Raw genomic sequence first — 14,540 nt, 5'->3', positions numbered from 1 at the left:
TCGGCGATGGTGAGCGATCCACTCCTCGTGCAGCTGGGCGCCGAGCTGTTCCCGAACGGGATCAGCCGCTATCTCGTCGGCGGACTGCTCGTCGGTCTGGGCACGGCCGTGATCTACGTCGGGACGGGCATCCCGGCGGGCGCCAGCACGTTCCTCGAGTCGACGCTGTCGTACGTCTCGGGCCGATCGCGGTTCCGCCGGTACGTGGACTCGCGCGACTGGCGCGTCGTGTTCACGCTCGGCATCGTCCTCGGAGCGGCGGCCTTCGCGGCGACGGTCCAATCGGGCGTCGTCACGACGTCGCTTTATGAACCCGGAACGACCGGCCACCTGTACGAGGTCGCCGGCGTGACCCTCTGGTCGACCGACGTCCAGCCGTGGCGGCTGTTCGTCGGCGGGGTTCTCGTCGGGATCGGAACCCGGATCGGGAAGGGCTGTACCTCGGGCCACGGCGTCTGCGGCGTCGGCTCGGCGTCGAAGACGTCCATCGTCGGCGTTATGACGTTCCTGCTCGTCGCCATCGCGACCGCGGGAGTCATCGCAGCGTTGGGGGTGAGCCCGTAGATGTCCGACCGTCATCCCCTGTTCATGCCGCTCGTCCTGCTCGGCGGCCTGATATTCGGGTTCGGGCTCGGCTTCAGCCAGATGGCCCGGCCGGAGGTCGTGTTGAACTTCCTCCAGTTCGAGGACTTCGGCCTGTTGTTCGTCATGTTCGGCGCGGCCGTCGTCTCCGGGATCACCTTCGCGGTGATGCCGCGGGTTCGGGAGGCCGCGCCGTTGACCGGCGATCGGTACGAGCGTCGGCTGAAGTCCTTCGACCGGAACGTGCTCGTCGGGGGGGCCGTCTTCGGCGTGGGCTGGGGACTCTCGGGCATCTGTCCCGGGGCGGCCTACGCCAGCCTCGGCGTCGGCAACCTCGCCATCCTCTGGGGGATCGCCGGCATGTTCGTCGGCGCGTACCTCCAGGGATACTGGCGCAGCGACGCGAGCGATTCCGGCCACGCCGGCACGCGAGCCGACTGAGACGGAGCCCGTTTTTCGTCCCCCCATGAGTCCGTCAGTGATCGCACTGTTCGTGTTCGCGAGCCTCGCCAGCCTGTTCATGGCGTGGGTGATCGGTGCCGGCTCCAGCGGCGCGACCCCCTTTGCGCCCGCGGTCGGGGCCAACGCCATCTCGACGATGCGCGCGGCGTTCGTCGTCGGCGTCTTCGGCTTCGCCGGCGCGGTCGTCCAGGGCGCGAACGTCTCCGAGGCCGTCGGTCACGGCCTCGTCGGTGGAGTTACCCTGCCGGCCGCGGGCGTCATCGTCGTCCTCGTGATCGGCGCCGGCCTCATGGCTCTCGGCATCAAGACCGGGTATCCGATCGCCACCGCCTTCACCGTCACCGGGGCGGTCATCGGCGTCGGGATCGGGCTGGGCGGCACGCCCGTCCCGTCGAAGTATCTCCAGATCGGCGCGGTCTGGGTGTTGACGCCCGTCGTCGGCGGTGGTATCGCCTACTGTATCGCGAGCGTCCTCCCGCGCTCCGACGTCCCTGAACGATACAGCGTCGCGCTCCTCGCGGCGCTGGTCGCGGCGGCGTTGGCGAACGTCGAGTTCGCCCACCTCGGTCCCGGGAACTCGATGGGCTCGGTGACCGGATTCGTCCGGCGAACGCTCGGAGCCGACGGGGTCGCGGTACCGATCGCCGTCTCGTTGCTCGCGGCGGCGTCGGTCGCCGCCCTCGTCCGGTGGGACGTCGACCGCGACATCGACGGCGGTCTGCGACGGGTCCTGCTCGCGCTCGGCTCGCTCGTCGCCTTTTCGGCCGGCGGGAGCCAGGTTGGCCTCGCGGTCGGGCCGCTGCTCCCGCTTTTCGACGACTTGGAGGCGATTCCCGTGCTGGCGGTCCTCGTCGGCGGGGGCTTCGGCATCCTGGTCGGGTCGTGGACGGGCGCCCCCCGCATGATCAAATCGCTGTCGCGGGACTACTCGTCGCTGGGGCCGCGGCGCTCCATTTCCGCGTTGGTTCCGTCGTTCCTCATCGCCCAGTTGGCCGTCCTGTTCGGCGTGCCCGTCTCGTTCAACGAGATCGTCGTCAGCGCCATCATCGGCAGCGGAGCGGCCGTCGGCGGCGGCGACGCCGTCGACGCGAACAAGATCCTCAAGACCGTCGGTGCGTGGGCGAGCTCGCTCGCGTTGGCGTTGGCGCTCGGCTATGGCGCCGCCGTCCTCCTGGCGGTCGTCTCCGCCGCGTGACGCCGGTCTGATCGTCTCTGTGGTGTGACGGCGACCTGATCGTCCCCGTCTGGCGTCGTTCGTCTCTACGGCGTGATCGTCCCTTCGTAGACGTCGCGACCGCCTTCAGGTGACGTTCGTCCGGTCGCGACGACGACGCCTCGCGTCGGATAATCCATCGACCCGGACGCCGGAGTTCGCTTGGGTCCATAACTTTTCTATACGTTATAGAAAGTGCCGGGGAGGTGATGGAGATATAGTATTGTGCAATAACTCCAAAACCGTTATGAGCGTCGGTCGGATAGAGGAAACCGAACGGAAATGTGCCAGCACCGAAATACCGCGTTGGAACGTCGGAGTGGGAACTGATGGCCGGGCTCGCGATCCCCACGTGGGACCCGGAGACGGCCCTACTCATCGGAACGATACTGCTGGAGGCGATCGTGCTGTACGTCGGCTACGGAGGGCTCGAGCGGATCGTGGGTCCTCGGCTTTTGAAACTGGTGGTTGGTGGTGAGTAGTATTCCCAATAGCACACTCGAATGGTTGGGTGACGGACTCGACGTGCTGAACACGAGCCCCGAGATGGCGGCCCTGTTCGTCGGGTTCGGACTCGTGGTCGGGATCCTGTTCGGGTTCTTCGGGATGGGCGGGTCGTTCCTCGTCACTCCCGCCCTGTTGATGCTGGACTACGAGCCCTCGGTGGCCGTCGGGAGCGGGATGGCCTTCGTCTTCGGGACCGCGGTCATCGCCACCCTGAAACACCACGACCTCGGCCAGGTCGACTACAAGCTCGGGGCGATCATGATCACGGGGACGACGATCGGCATCGAGGCCGGACGCGCGAGCGTCTACTATCTCCAGTCGGTCGGGCTCGCCGCCGCCCTCATCAGCGTCGCCTACGTCGTTCTGCTCGGCGGGGTCGGGGCGATGGTCACCCGTGACGCGCTGAAAGGGGACGGAGACGGCGGCATCGATCACGACGCCGACGACGAGGACCTCGGCGACCACGAGGTCCCGGACGTCGCCAGGTGGATCCAGGAGACGGTTCGGATCCCGCCGATGGTGACGCTGCGCGGCGGCGTCCGCGTCTCGGTGTGGGTCATCACCGCGGTCGCCTTCGCGACCGGTCTCCTGTCGGGATTTCTCGGCGTGGGCGGCGGATTCATCCGGATGCCCGCGATGATCTACGCGATCGGCGTCCCGGTGCCCGTCGCCGTCGGGACGGATCTGTTCGAGATCGTCTTCTCCGGCGGTCTCGGGAGCTACCTCTACGGGCAAAGCGGCGGCGTCGACCTCGGCATCGTCGTTCCCCTGCTCTTCGGGAGCGCGCTCGGCGCCAGGATCGGCTCCGCCGCCACCGCGATCGTCGACGCGGACGGGATCAAGGTCTACTTCGGCGGGATGTTGCTCGTCGGCGCCATCGCGGTCGGAGTCGGCGAGATCGGCTCCTACCTCTCGATTCCGACCCTCGAGACGGTGGGCCTGGTGCTCGTCGTCGGTGCGGCCGTCGTCGTCGCCGCCGCGATCCTCTATACGTCGGTTCGCTCGCTTCGAACGACGCGCAGCAGACAGACCGCGGGCACGGAGTGAGGTGCGGCGTGGGCAGAAACACGGCGTGGGGCGGGGAGTGGGACGCGGAGCCGGGGCTCACTGGTTTTCGAGGGCGTCGAGGATACACGCGGCGGCGATCACCGCCTCCTTCGGGACGCCACTGGCGTCGTCGATGGTGACCGTGTAGGCGTCCCGAAGCGAGAACGCACCCTCGATGTCGCCGACGTGGGCGCCGTGTGCGTCGAAGATCTCGTATTTGTTCGGGATCAGGTTCGCGATCCCGACGAGGTGCCGGAGCACCGACAGCGGCTTGCTCTTCGATCGAATGGTCGCGAGCGTCTCGCCGGTCTCGGGGTCCCGGATCGTCCAGTTCTCCACGAAAAGCGAGAAGTCCTCGTCGAGGACGACCACCTCCTCGCCGGTGCCGGCGTCCGTGATGGCGTAGTTTCCCGCGATGTCCATGATCCCGCCGGCCTTGACGGTGAACGCGTCCGCGCCGTCGCCGGTGACGAACGGGAACTCCTCTTTCATCTTGAACAACTTCTGCTTGCCGCGCAGGACGACGTCGCCGCCGGCGTCGCGGACGACGTATTTGTTCCGGACCATCGACTGTTTGACCTCGTAGCGGTCGCCGTCGAGATCGACCGTGGAGATGTCGTACGTCTTCGATGCCGAACCGGACGTGAAGGGCTCACTCATGGGTAACAAAGAGATCCACGTCCGGCAAAAAGCCTTCTACACGTGGGAGACAGCGTTTTCGGGTCGAACGTCCAACCGGCGCCACGGGCGGATCTGAACGCATCCGTCACCGGGGACCCTCGACGCGGCGATCGAACACGTCGAGGAGCGACTCGGGGTCGCGTAGGTGCGGGAGTGGAAGTCGTCATCGAACTCCGAGGGCCGAGGGGGACAAATATCTGGCCGTCTCGGACCGTAGAGATCGGGAACGCGATCCACAACTGATGGGAGATGCGTCGGCCGTTTCGGGCTCCTCACTCGCTCGCGTCCGAGGACTTCCAGCCATCGATCGCGGACGCGATCACCTCCAAGGCCGCAGCACTCCCGTTCGCGTCGCCCTTCTCGAAGTCGCCGTCCCCCCGTCCCATCTCGTTGGTCACGTGAGCGAAGCACACGACCGGCTCGTCCCGCTCGGCGGCGAACGTATAGAGCGCGGCAGCTTCCATCTCGACCGCGAGGATGCCATCGGAGCGGGCCCGCTCGATCGCCGATTCCGTCTCTCGAAACGGTGCGTCCGTGGTCCACGTCGTCCCCGTATAGACCGGTCTGGTGGTGGAGTCACACGCCGACTCGACCCGCTCGCGGAGTTCGGGATCGAGCGTCGCGTATCGGTCAGGCGATCGATAGTGGTGGCTCGTTCCCTCGTCGCGCAGTGCTCGGTCGATGAGCACGAAGTAGGGCGGGTCGTCCTGCGCTACGATCTGACCGGAGGAGGTCACGCTCACGAGGAACTGACACCCGGCGGCGAACAGCTGTTCGGCCACGAGGACTGCGAACGGTCCGCCGACCGCACACCCGACGATCCCGACATCCACGCCGTCCAGTTCGAACCGATAGAGGTCCGTGTGGTACCCCGGCCACGTCGTATCCGCTTCGGCACGGCCGGTCGAGGTCAGGTGACGGACGAGGTCCCCGTCGGGATCGAGGACACAGACGTCGGGGACGGGCCGGTCGGGGAGGTCCTTTTGACGACGCGCCTCACGGATCAGGGACCCCGGCGTGAAGACCGACGGCTCGTCGTATCGTTTGGCCTCGAAAAGTGGCGAGTCGGATCGATCCCCACTCACGCGTAGTGTTCTTCGAGATAGTCGACGATGTCGCCGCTTTCGTACATCGCAACGCCGCGGTCGGTGTCGACGAGATACGGGATCTGGTCCTCCCCGCCGGCCGTGAGTTCCTCGTGGGTGAGATCGTTGGTCACGTCGCCGCCCTCATCGCCGGGGAGACGTGGATTGTGGACGACATACGATACGCCGTACTCCGACAGCTTCTCACGGACCTTCGCACAATACGGACACCCCTCCGACTGATAGAGTTCCAGCATCGTTACGATGGAGCGAACGTTTCGGATGGACTAAAAGATACTCCCGAAGGCTCGACCACCTGCCACCCGGTGTCACCACGATTCGCCACTGGGGGCCATCATCCGCGCCGGTTCCTCGTTCGAGATCTCGAGGGTCGCCGGATCCCCTCTTCGAACGGAGAGAACGGGCCGTTCCGGAGTGTCGGGGCAACATTCACTAGACCGGGGCCGCTATCTCGGTCCATGACCGAACCGATCCGGGTCCTCCACGTCGACGACGACGCGAGCTTCGGCGAGCTCGCCGCCGACTTCCTTGAACGGGTGGACGATCGGTTCGAGGTCCGGACAGCTCATGACGCGTCCGAGGGACTGGATCGAATCACGGAGCGGACGCCGGACTGCATCGTGAGCGATTACGAGATGCCGGGACCGGACGGACTGGAGTTCCTCGAGAACGTCCGCGAGGAACACCCCGATCTCCCCTTCATCCTCTTTACCGGCAAGGGGTCCGAGGAGGTCGCGAGCGACGCCATCTCCGCGGGCGCCACCGACTACCTCCAGAAGGGATCGGACACCGAACAGTACGAGCTGCTGGCCAACCGGATCCGAAACGTCGTCGAACAGAACCGTTCACAGAGCGCGCTCGAGCGGGAGCGATCCCGCATGGAGTTCGCGCTTCGATCGACGGACGCAGCGGTCTGGACCCGTGATCTCGAAACCGACGAGATGGAGATCCATCCGAGCGAGTGCCCGGTCTTCGAGACGTCGATCGACTCGTTCGAGGACTTCCTCGAGCAGGTGCACTCCACGGACCGACGGACCGTGGAGGATCGGATCCGCTCTGCGGCCCGCTCGGGGGAGTCCTACTCGGTTCGGTTCCGGTTCGACGACGGAACGCGGTGGGGTGAGATGAACGGACGGACGGTCAGCGAGGGTGGAGACCCGGCCGTACAGACCGGGATCACCCGGGACATCACGGAGCGGGTGGAGCGCAAGCGTCGGTTCGAGACGCTCACGAGCAACCTCCCCGGAATGGTCTACAGATGTCTGAACGAGTCGGGGTGGCCGATCGAGGAGGTCCACGGCGACGTCGCCGAGTTCACGGGCTACTCGGCCGACGATCTGGAGGCCGACGGCCGGCTGTGGTTCGAGGAGGTCATGCATCCCGAGGACAAAGGCGAGACCCGAGAACGGATCCGCCAGTCGCTCCGGACGGGCGACTCCTTCGAGGAGACCTACCGGATCCGGACGGCCGACGGGGACGTCCGATGGGTCCGAGAGCGCGGTCGCGGCGTCTACGGACCCGAGGGGGAACTCGAAGCGTTCGAGGGGTTCATCACCGACGTCACCGAACACCGGGAGGCCGAATCGCGGCTCCGCGAGACGAACCGGCGGTTCGAGGCCGTCCTCGACACCGTCGAGGCCGCGATCTTCATCAAGGACGCGGAGGGACGCTATCAGCTGGCCAACCCGGCGTGCCGTGACGTCCTCGGCGTCGATCCGGGGACGGACGTGACCGGGCTGACGGATCACGACCTGTTTCCCGATGCCGTTGCCGACCGGCTCCGCGAGGACGACCGCCGCGTACTCGAGGAGGGACGGACCATCGAGTTCGAGGAGACGATTCCGGGGACGGACGAGGCCAGCACGCGATTGACCCTGAAGTCCCCGCTCTACGACGATGCGGGCGCTCCGATCGGGATCTGTGCCGTCTCGACGGACATCTCCGACCGCAAGCGACGCGAGCGGGAGCGGCGTCGCAACGAGCGTCGGTTCCAGGCGATGTTCGACGACCCCAACATCCTCGTCGGGCTGTTGGAGCCGGACGGAACGGTCGTCGACGTCAATCGGACGGCCATGGGATACGTCGATGCGGACCGCGAGGACGTCGTCGGACGTCCCTTCCCCGAGACGCCGTGGTGGCGTCCCGAACACGAATCGGCGCTGCGCGAGTGGATCGATCGGGCGGCGCGCGGCGAATACGTCGAGTACGGCGTCGAACATTCGGGCTCCGACGGCGACACCTTCAGCGTTGAGGGGACGATCATGCCGGTGACCGACGACGGGGAAGCCGTCGAGTCGCTCATCGTCTCCGCCCGTGAGACCACGGAGCGGGACCGACGCGAGCGGGAACTCGAGCGGATCCGAGACCGCATGGAGTTCGCGCTCGACCGGACGGACTCGGTCATCTGGGAACGGGACCCCGGGACGGGGGAGATAACGACGTATCCGGATCCCTGTCCGGTTCTCGAGGCGACGATCACCTCCCTCGACGACTACCTGGAGCGAGTGCACCCGGACCACCGCGATCGGCTTCGCGAGACCCTCGGGCCCGTTCCGGATCCGGGGGAGTCACGAAGCGTCGAGGTCCGGACGATCCCCGAGGTGGAGGCGGAGTGGGTCCGATCGCGGGTGCGGCCGCACACGGACGAGGAGGGAACGATCTCACACGTCGTCGGGGTTTCCCGGGACGTCACGGCGTTCAAACGGCGAGAGCGGCGGCTCGAGCGCCACAACGAACGGTTCGAGAAGCTCGCGAGCGTCGTCTCACACGACCTCCAGTCGCCGATCCAGGCCGTTCGCGGACGGCTGGAGTTGGCGGCCGATACCGGGGACCAAGCCCACGTCGAGGCCGCCCTGTCGGCCTTCTCGCGGCTCGAGGAGATCCGGACCGACCTCATCGAGATGCTGCGGACCGGCGAGGTCGTCACCGAGACCGAACCGATCGACGTGGGCGCGCTCGCCGAGGACGTCTGGGATCGCGTCGCCGCCGCGGACGCCTCGACGTTGGAGGTGGTCTCCAACCCCCACCTGGAGGGCGATCCCGGCGCCACGGAACGGCTCCTCCAGAACCTCCTCTCGAACGCCGTCGAGCACGCCGACGGGGAGACGACGGTCGAGATCGGACGGATCGAGTCGGGGTTCTATCTGGAGGACGACGGGCCGGGCATCGATCCCGAGGACCGAACGCGCGTCTTCGATCCGGGATTCACCACCAAGTCATCGGGCCAAGGGATGGGGATGGCGAGCGTCCGTCAGATCGTCGACGAACACGGCTGGACGATCGACATCACCGACGCGGAGTCCCTCGAGGGGGCCCGATTCGAGATCAGGACGTGATAATAGTTATCACGATTTCGGGCGAACAAGCCGACCGCGAGCGCTACGTCGAACGCTCCTCGCGGGCGTACTTGCCGATGAGGAGTACGCTCGCAACGGCGAGTGCGATCCCGAAGAGCGTGACCGCTCCCGAAAGCGGCCCGACGCCGGCGGCGACCTGCTCGCGGAGGAAGTTGGCCGCGAGGGCCCCGGAGACGAGGAACAACGCGACTCCGCCGACGTTTGCGAGGGGTGGCGTCGGACGCGAGACCGCGTCGGCGTTGAGCAGGTAGAGGACGATCGCGATGGCGAAGGGGGTGCCGACCGTTCCGACCGCGAGCACCAAGACGAGCTGGCCGAGGACCTCACCGCCGATGAACGCGCCGGGGGCCGACGCCAGCGCGACGGCCGCGAGCAGAGCCCGATAGCGGGAATCCGCCACGGTCGTTCCCCACCCGAGCTTGTCGGCGAGGAGAAATGGCGGCACGATCGTGTTTCCGCCGAGCGTCGAGACCGCGGCGCCGCCGAGCCCGAGCAGGAAGAGCCACTTCGCGCTCTCGCCGACGAGCGGGCCGAGCGCGGTCGCGGCGCTCACGGTGGTCAAGGCCGGATCCGAGAGGACGCTCGCCGCGACGAGGAAGATGGCGACGCTGTAGATCCCGAAGGCGACGAGCATCGACGCGCCGACGTCGAGGGTCGCGAGGTCGTAGTCGTCGTCGGTCCAGCCGCGAGCGCGCATCGTGTAGGAGTGCATCGTGATGAGCGTGATGTGGACGGCGCCCCCGAGGATGCCCGCGGCGACGAGCGCGCTCCCGCCGGGAAGCGACGGGACGAGCCCGCGAGCCGCGGCGCCGGGGTCGATGGGGACCACGAACGCGGAGGCGACGAAGGCGATCACGACCGCGGTGACGAGCGCCTTCGCGAAGATCTCGAGGAACCGGTACCCGCGGCCGGCGAGTCCGATGGCGAGCGCGAGCGCCCAGACGACGCCCCAGACACGGGCGTCGATCCCGGTCATCGTCGCGGAGACGGCCGCGACGGTGTTCATGATCACGAGCTGTGCCACGCCGGCGGCGATCACCGCGTCCGCGACGAGCACCCACGCCCATCGCTCGCCGAGGTGGTCCTCGACGACGGCGACGATCCCGCGTTCGGTGAGCAGCCCGAGCCGCATCGCGAGGTACTGCGCCAGCGCGCCGGCGACCGCGGAGAGGACGACCACCCAAAGCAGGTCGTAATCGAAGCTCGCACCGGCCGTGATCAGGCTCGCCATCGTCGCCGGGCCGGCCGCGATGGAGCCCGCGACCCACGAAGGCCCCATCTCGCCCACGAACCGACGGAGCGTCCCGAGACCGATCCCGCTCGAACCGTCGTTAGTGTTGACCATACCTTCGTGGTATCACTCGAGAATAAACCGGTGTCGGTTCGCGGACGACGAGGAGTCGCTTCGGCGCGAGGATTGATATCGTCGGGGCTCGCAGGCCATTACGAGGGACGATGTACGAAACGCTTCTCGTACCCACCGACGGAAGCCCCGGATCGACCGTGGCAGCCGAGGCGGCTATGGTTCTCGCCGACCGTTTCGACGCCGAGGTGCACGCGCTCTTCGTGATCGACGAACGATACGTTCCGACCGAGTTCGACATCCCCGTCGAGGCGGCCGAACGCGAGGGGGAGCGAGCGGTCGAGGCGGTCGAACGGCTGGGCGAGGAACACGGCGTCCACGTCGAAAAACACCTCCGTCGCGGCGTTCCCCACACGGAGATCCTGGAGGCGATCGACGAGTACCCCGCCGAGATGGTGGTGATGGGAACCCACGGGCGGACGGGGATCGAACGGCTCGTCCACCTCGGCGGAGTCACCGAACGCGTGATCCGGTCGAGCCCCGTCCCCGTCGTGACGATCCCGTTGGACATCGAAGGCGATTCCGAACGGTAGATGGGGAACGGGAAACGGGAAACGGGGCGATCCGAGAACGATAAGTCGGAAACGAGAGACGCGGCGAGTCGAGTGAGTCGGAATAAACTATATACTCCGCGGCCGAGACTCGCGACGTATGGACGAAAAGCGGTTCGTCGTCGCCCTCTTCGGTCTGGTCGTCGCCCTCATCGCGGGCTACATGGCTTACCGGTTCGTCGCGGCCTTTACCGTCGCGGTGTTTCTGTACTACTCAACGAGGCGGTTTTATCGAATGCTCGAGCGGTTCCGACTTCCGCCGCGGATCCGCGCCGGGCTGGCGCTCTCCGTTCTCGGCGTCCCGCTCGTGTTGTTGTTGAGTTACACCGTCGTCCTGCTGGTCGTCGAGGCGCGCCGGTTCGTCCAGCGGTATCCCGTGATGGAGGCGGCGGCGGAGAACGTCGACTGGCTCGATCCGGCCGCGACGCCGCCGGAGTTGACCTTCGACGCGATGGTCGAACTGTATCGGTCCGGGGGGTTCGACCCCCTCATCGACTTCGGGCTCGAACACGCGGGGTTCGTCACCGCCCTGCTCTCGAGTTTTCTGTTGAACATGCTCATCATCGTCATCGTCACCTACTACCTCCTCATCGACGGCTCGAAGGCCCACGAGTGGCTTCTCACCTTCGACGACGACGCGATCGTGCGCGAGTATCTGGAGGCGGCCGACGAGGAGCTGGAGGCGGTGCTGTTCGGCAACCTGCTCAACGTCATCGCCATCTCGATCATCGCGGTCGCCACCTACATGGGGTACAACGTCGTCGCCCCGTCGGCCGTCGAGGTCCCATATCCCGCGCTGGCCGGCGCGCTGACCGGCATCGCGAGCTTGATCCCCGCGGTCGGAATGAAGATCGTCTACGTTCCGCTCGCGGCGGTGATGGCGATCCCGCCCGCGCTGTCCGGGGAGGGCGGGCTCTTCGGATACGTGGTCGGGTTCCTTCTCGTGACCATCGTGATCGTCGATACCGTCCCCGATCTGGTCTTGCGCCCCTACTTCAGCGGCGAGACGACCCACGTCGGGCTGTTGATGCTCGCGTACATCCTCGGCCCGGTCGTCTTCGGCGTCCACGGACTGTTCCTGGCGCCGATCATCCTCGTGCTCGCGCTCACGTTCGCCTACACCGCGCTGCCGCGGCTGCTCGGTGCCGACCCCGACGACGATCCGGAACTGCCGGGCGATCAGCGTCGGATCGACGAGTTCTGAGTCCGGCCTCCCGCCCATGACGTGAGATGGAGTACTCCCGTTCAGTACCGGAGCTCGCGCCCCCGTTCAGTACCCGAGTCCGAACAGCTCGTTGACGGCGATGGCCGAGACCGCGAGGGTGAACAGCCCGCCGAGCACGAGAAAGGAGACGCCCCACCCGAACGTGTCCGCGATGACGCCGGCACCGAGCGATCCGGCCGAGCCGACCACGGTGTAGGCGGTTCGAACGAGCCCGAATCCGGCCCCGCGTTCGGCGTCGCCGAGCGCGTCCATGAACCGGGGGTCCATCGCCGAGAAGAAGCTCGTGCCGACGCCGGCGAGGACGATCCCGACCGCGACCCCGAAAAGGCCGGGAACCAGGACGAACGCCGACGTTCCGATCCCGCCCGCCAGCAGGGCGCCCCCGATGGCGACGTCGCGACCCACGTCGTCGGAGACCCGTCCGATCCCGATCTGCGCGCCCGCCCGAACGAGGAAGAACGCGGAGAAGGCCGTCCCCGCGGCCGCAGTCGAGTAGCCGCGAAACGAGACGAGGAAGGTGGGCAGAAACGACAGGATTCCCTGGGCGACGTACGTTCCGGTCATCGCGAGCGCGAGCGAGAACAGGATGGAGGGACGCGAGAGCAGCTCGAAGAGGGGTTCCAGCCGGACCCGCTCGCGCATCGGCTGGTCGGGGCGTCGCGGTTCGGTCGGCCGAACGCGCCAGTAGAAGACCGCGGCGCTCGGGACGCCGACGACGGCCGCGAGCGCGACCGCGGGCCGCCACCCGTAGCGCGTGCCGACCCACGCCGCGGCGATGGGGGCCGTGAGCCCGGCGAGCGGTCCGCCCGCGGAGTGGATGCCGATCGCGGTCCCGAGGTCCTCGAAGGTGCGCGAGAGCAGCGTCGTCGCGACCGCGTAGTGGAGGCCGGCCACGAGCCCGAGCAGGATCGCGGCGAGCCCGAAGGCGACGAGACCGGGCGCGAACGCCAACACCACGCTCATCACGGCGGTTCCGGAGACGGCGGCGAGGATGACCGGGCGCTCCCCGAACCGGTCGGCGAGGACGCCGCTCGGGAACTGCGAGAAGCCGTAGGCGAACCACATCCCCGAGAGGGCCAGCCCGATCGCCGTGTTGGAGGCCGCGAAGTCCTCGACGATCAGCGGAACGACCGGGCTGATCGCGAGCCGCGCGAAGTAGGTCACGAAGAACGCGAGCATACAGAGCGTCAAGACGGTGTGGCGGTATCGCCAGTTCACGCGCGGTCTCCCCCCTCACGCTCGGCCGGGGGGATGGCGCGCTCCGAGTTGGTCGGTGCGGTGACGTGACCCGACCCGACCGAGGCGACGTTCCCCCGAACGTCGCGAACCGCCTGCGGATGCATACGACGGGCTTCCGCCCGGGGGACCATGTACGTACTGGTCGGGGGCGATGGATCCGGAATCGGTGACCGTTCCCGACGAGTGTTCACCGGGCGAGACGCCAGGGTCGACCGATACCGATCCGGTCTTTCCTCCACCGACGTCCTCGTTCGTTCATCACTCCGGCGGGGCGTCCCACGTCTCGGCGTTGTCCTGCGGCTCGTATCCGAGAACCTCCCTCGCGTGCTCGATATCGAACCACCGTCGATCGTTGTCGCTCACCCCGCTGAAGATCCCGAAGGAGACGTCGTCGTCGCGGAGACACCGATCCACGAGCTGGGCGAAGTCCCGTCTGGAGTGCCAGGTCGCCTTCATTCGATTCACTTCCCGACGGTATTCCGCGGATCCACGCTCGATCCGTCCCTCCTCGACGGCGGCCTCGGCGTCGCCGTAGGGGTGATCGTACGCCTCGTGTCGCACCGAACAGATCCGCAGCGCGTAAAACTGGTTCGGGAACTCGTAGTTCTCGACGTACTGGCGGCCGATCGCCTCGCCGAACACCTTGCTCGTCCCGTAGAGCGAGTCGGGACGAACCGGATCCTCGTGGGTGAGTTCGAGGTCGAAGTCGGGCTCGTAGAGCTCCGGCGCGAACTCCTCCTCGTACATCCCCATGACGTGGTTCGTCGAGGCGAAGACGACGGACCCGACCCCGGCGTCACGGGCCGCCTCGAGCACGTTGTAGGTTCCGACGATGTTCGGTTCGAGCACGTCGTTCCATTCCCCGTCGACGAACGGATACGCGGCGAGGTGGACCACGGCGTCCATTCCCTCGCAGGCCGATCGAAGCGCCTCGTAATCCGCGACGTCGGCGACGACCGTGTCGTATCCGCCGTAGGGGTGATCCTCGTCCCTGTCGGAGCGGTTCAGATAGGTGAACTCGTGGTCCGGATCGTCGTGGAGGTGATCGAGGATCGCCGTCCCACAGCGGCCGTATGCGCCGGTGACGAGTACGTCCATACCCACGGGTTGGGCCTCGATATGATAAATACGGGGGAATAACCGACGATGACGGACGATCCCGTTCGGCTCGACCTCCAACAAAGGTTTTACACGGCGGAGTACCACAC

At 67.0% G+C, this 14,540-nt stretch carries 15 protein-coding genes; 8 read left to right on the top strand and 7 right to left on the bottom strand.

Features of this window, described 5'->3' with window-relative positions:
* Positions 1–6: 6 nt before the first annotated feature.
* From ACZ5YD_RS03275 to ACZ5YD_RS03255, 5 genes are all read left to right on the top strand, one after another.
* On the top strand, positions 7–564 hold the full coding sequence (locus tag ACZ5YD_RS03275) for a YeeE/YedE family protein (protein WP_379741505.1): 558 nt from the start codon (positions 7–9) through the stop codon (positions 562–564).
* Complete coding sequence (locus ACZ5YD_RS03270; protein ID WP_379741502.1) at positions 565–1,023, top strand: YeeE/YedE family protein; 459 nt, start codon at positions 565–567, stop codon at positions 1,021–1,023.
* 25 nt (positions 1,024–1,048) lie between these two features.
* A complete protein-coding gene (locus ACZ5YD_RS03265) occupies positions 1,049–2,239 on the top strand; it encodes an inorganic phosphate transporter (RefSeq protein ID WP_379741499.1) in 1,191 nt (396 codons plus the stop codon).
* Between the two features lie 347 nt (positions 2,240–2,586).
* Positions 2,587–2,739, top strand: a complete 153-nt coding sequence (locus tag ACZ5YD_RS03260) for a DUF7512 family protein (RefSeq protein ID WP_379741496.1) — start codon at positions 2,587–2,589, stop codon at positions 2,737–2,739.
* A 64-nt stretch (positions 2,740–2,803) separates the two neighbouring features.
* Positions 2,804–3,811, top strand: a complete 1,008-nt coding sequence (locus ACZ5YD_RS03255; RefSeq protein ID WP_379741806.1) for a sulfite exporter TauE/SafE family protein — start codon at positions 2,804–2,806, stop codon at positions 3,809–3,811.
* A 57-nt stretch (positions 3,812–3,868) separates the two neighbouring features.
* On the opposite strand, the gene ACZ5YD_RS03250 is transcribed toward ACZ5YD_RS03255, so the two are convergent.
* The 3 genes from ACZ5YD_RS03250 to ACZ5YD_RS03240 form a co-directional block, all read right to left on the bottom strand.
* On the bottom strand, positions 3,869–4,471 hold the full coding sequence (locus tag ACZ5YD_RS03250) for an LURP-one-related/scramblase family protein (RefSeq protein WP_379741493.1): 603 nt from the start codon (positions 4,469–4,471) through the stop codon (positions 3,869–3,871).
* A gap of 293 nt (positions 4,472–4,764) precedes the next feature.
* Entirely contained in the window at positions 4,765–5,577 is an 813-nt protein-coding gene (locus tag ACZ5YD_RS03245; RefSeq protein WP_379741490.1) for a nucleoside phosphorylase, read from the bottom strand.
* Positions 5,574–5,834, bottom strand: a complete 261-nt coding sequence (locus tag ACZ5YD_RS03240) for a glutathione S-transferase N-terminal domain-containing protein (protein ID WP_379741487.1) — start codon at positions 5,832–5,834, stop codon at positions 5,574–5,576. The genes ACZ5YD_RS03245 and ACZ5YD_RS03240 overlap by 4 nt, the downstream gene beginning before the upstream one ends.
* Positions 5,835–6,056: 222 nt before the next feature.
* Here ACZ5YD_RS03240 and ACZ5YD_RS03235 point away from each other — a divergent pair, with 222 nt between their 5' ends.
* The gene (locus ACZ5YD_RS03235; protein WP_379741484.1) at positions 6,057–8,933 is read left to right on the top strand and encodes a PAS domain S-box protein; all 2,877 of its coding nucleotides are present in this window, start codon (positions 6,057–6,059) and stop codon (positions 8,931–8,933) included.
* A gap of 43 nt (positions 8,934–8,976) precedes the next feature.
* Here ACZ5YD_RS03235 and ACZ5YD_RS03230 read toward each other — a convergent pair whose 3' ends face one another.
* A complete protein-coding gene (locus ACZ5YD_RS03230) occupies positions 8,977–10,299 on the bottom strand; it encodes a divalent metal cation transporter (RefSeq protein ID WP_379741481.1) in 1,323 nt (440 codons plus the stop codon).
* 110 nt (positions 10,300–10,409) lie between these two features.
* Here ACZ5YD_RS03230 and ACZ5YD_RS03225 point away from each other — a divergent pair, with 110 nt between their 5' ends.
* Together ACZ5YD_RS03225 and ACZ5YD_RS03220 are read left to right on the top strand one after the other, a co-directional pair.
* The gene (locus tag ACZ5YD_RS03225) at positions 10,410–10,850 is read left to right on the top strand and encodes a universal stress protein (RefSeq protein ID WP_379741478.1); all 441 of its coding nucleotides are present in this window, start codon (positions 10,410–10,412) and stop codon (positions 10,848–10,850) included.
* A gap of 118 nt (positions 10,851–10,968) precedes the next feature.
* Positions 10,969–12,072 carry an AI-2E family transporter gene (locus ACZ5YD_RS03220; RefSeq protein WP_379741475.1) on the top strand — a complete coding sequence of 368 codons (1,104 nt, stop codon included), beginning with the start codon at positions 10,969–10,971 and terminating at the stop codon, positions 12,070–12,072.
* Positions 12,073–12,138: 66 nt separating this feature from the next.
* Here ACZ5YD_RS03220 and ACZ5YD_RS03215 read toward each other — a convergent pair whose 3' ends face one another.
* The 3 genes from ACZ5YD_RS03215 to ACZ5YD_RS03205 all read right to left on the bottom strand — a co-directional run bounded on the left by ACZ5YD_RS03215 (position 12,139) and on the right by ACZ5YD_RS03205 (position 14,430).
* Positions 12,139–13,311, bottom strand: coding sequence for an MFS transporter (locus ACZ5YD_RS03215; RefSeq protein WP_379741472.1), 1,173 nt, complete (start codon positions 13,309–13,311; stop codon positions 12,139–12,141).
* Positions 13,308–13,436, bottom strand: coding sequence for a hypothetical protein (locus tag ACZ5YD_RS03210; RefSeq protein WP_379741469.1), 129 nt, complete (start codon positions 13,434–13,436; stop codon positions 13,308–13,310). Before ACZ5YD_RS03210 ends, ACZ5YD_RS03215 begins: the two co-directional genes overlap by 4 nt.
* A gap of 154 nt (positions 13,437–13,590) precedes the next feature.
* Positions 13,591–14,430 carry an NAD-dependent epimerase/dehydratase family protein gene (locus ACZ5YD_RS03205; protein ID WP_379741466.1) on the bottom strand — a complete coding sequence of 280 codons (840 nt, stop codon included), beginning with the start codon at positions 14,428–14,430 and terminating at the stop codon, positions 13,591–13,593.
* Between the last annotated feature and the right edge of the window lie 110 nt (positions 14,431–14,540).

Source organism: Halopenitus salinus (genome assembly GCF_055397165.1).
The sequence above is the reverse complement of the archived record's forward strand: the minus strand, read 5'-3'. Positions and strand labels throughout refer to the sequence as shown.

Bases quoted from the DNA above. Each gene is read 5' to 3' on its own strand.
- ACZ5YD_RS03275 (WP_379741505.1), top strand. From the start codon at position 7: ATGGTGAGCGATCCACTCCTCGTGCAGCTGGGCGCCGAGCTGTTCCCG.
- ACZ5YD_RS03270 (WP_379741502.1), top strand. From the start codon at position 565: ATGTCCGACCGTCATCCCCTGTTCATGCCGCTCGTCCTGCTCGGCGGC.
- ACZ5YD_RS03265 (WP_379741499.1), top strand. From the start codon at position 1,049: ATGAGTCCGTCAGTGATCGCACTGTTCGTGTTCGCGAGCCTCGCCAGC.
- ACZ5YD_RS03260 (WP_379741496.1), top strand. From the start codon at position 2,587: ATGGCCGGGCTCGCGATCCCCACGTGGGACCCGGAGACGGCCCTACTC.
- ACZ5YD_RS03255 (WP_379741806.1), top strand. From the start codon at position 2,804: ATGGCGGCCCTGTTCGTCGGGTTCGGACTCGTGGTCGGGATCCTGTTC.
- ACZ5YD_RS03250 (WP_379741493.1), bottom strand. From the start codon at position 4,471: ATGAGTGAGCCCTTCACGTCCGGTTCGGCATCGAAGACGTACGACATC.
- ACZ5YD_RS03240 (WP_379741487.1), bottom strand. From the start codon at position 5,834: ATGCTGGAACTCTATCAGTCGGAGGGGTGTCCGTATTGTGCGAAGGTC.
- ACZ5YD_RS03235 (WP_379741484.1), top strand. From the start codon at position 6,057: ATGACCGAACCGATCCGGGTCCTCCACGTCGACGACGACGCGAGCTTC.
- ACZ5YD_RS03230 (WP_379741481.1), bottom strand. From the start codon at position 10,299: ATGGTCAACACTAACGACGGTTCGAGCGGGATCGGTCTCGGGACGCTC.
- ACZ5YD_RS03225 (WP_379741478.1), top strand. From the start codon at position 10,410: ATGTACGAAACGCTTCTCGTACCCACCGACGGAAGCCCCGGATCGACC.
- ACZ5YD_RS03220 (WP_379741475.1), top strand. From the start codon at position 10,969: ATGGACGAAAAGCGGTTCGTCGTCGCCCTCTTCGGTCTGGTCGTCGCC.
- ACZ5YD_RS03210 (WP_379741469.1), bottom strand. From the start codon at position 13,436: ATGCATCCGCAGGCGGTTCGCGACGTTCGGGGGAACGTCGCCTCGGTC.
- ACZ5YD_RS03205 (WP_379741466.1), bottom strand. From the start codon at position 14,430: ATGGACGTACTCGTCACCGGCGCATACGGCCGCTGTGGGACGGCGATC.